Source organism: Bacillus sp. LR--39, from assembly GCF_053613335.1.
Genome location: NZ_JBSIOT010001356.1, coordinates 1 through 565 on the forward strand (window position 1 = coordinate 1; position 565 = coordinate 565).

General features: G+C 50.8%; 1 protein-coding gene and 1 pseudogene. One reads left to right on the forward strand and one right to left on the reverse strand.

From position 1 onward, the window contains the following. The coding region (locus ACWHAR_RS30455) for a glycerate kinase (protein ID WP_452088857.1) at window positions 1-306 on the forward strand (306 nt) is incomplete at its 5' end. Between the two features lie 29 nt (window positions 307-335). Here the strand turns inward: ACWHAR_RS30455 and ACWHAR_RS30460 are convergent. Continuing rightward, window positions 336-565: pseudogene (locus ACWHAR_RS30460) on the reverse strand (serine--tRNA ligase); the annotation flags it as partial.

Below are 565 nucleotides of genomic sequence, written 5' to 3' on the forward strand. Positions count from 1 at the left end.
TTGTCTTTTTCTGAACGCATTAAAGGGGCCGATCTTGTAATTACAGGCGAGGGAAAAATAGACGGCCAAACGGTCAGCGGAAAAACGCCGGCCGGCGTCGCAAAACGCGCCTGCAGCGAAAATATTCCGGTTATTGCATTTGCCGGATCGCTCGGTGAAGGCTGCGAGCTTGTTTATGATATCGGCATTTCCGCTCTCTTTTCGATCGTGCCCGGCATCAGCTCCTTGGAGAACGCTCTTGCCGATGGAAGTTCAAATCTTACGCGCTGTGCGCGAAATGTAGCCGCCGTCTGGTCACTCGAATAAAAAAAGAGCGCCTATTGGCGCGCACTTTTTTATGGTTGAATAACGTCTCTGTTCCCCATGTATGGACGAAGCGCTTTAGGGATGATGACGCTTCCGTCCTCCTGCTGATAATTTTCCAATAATGCGGCAACCGTTCTGCCGACTGCCAAGCCGGATCCGTTTAGCGTATGGACATGCTCTGGCTTGCCTTTTGCTTCCCTTCTGAATCTGATATTCGCCCGTCTGGCCTGGAAAGCTTCAAAGTTGCTGCATGATGAAA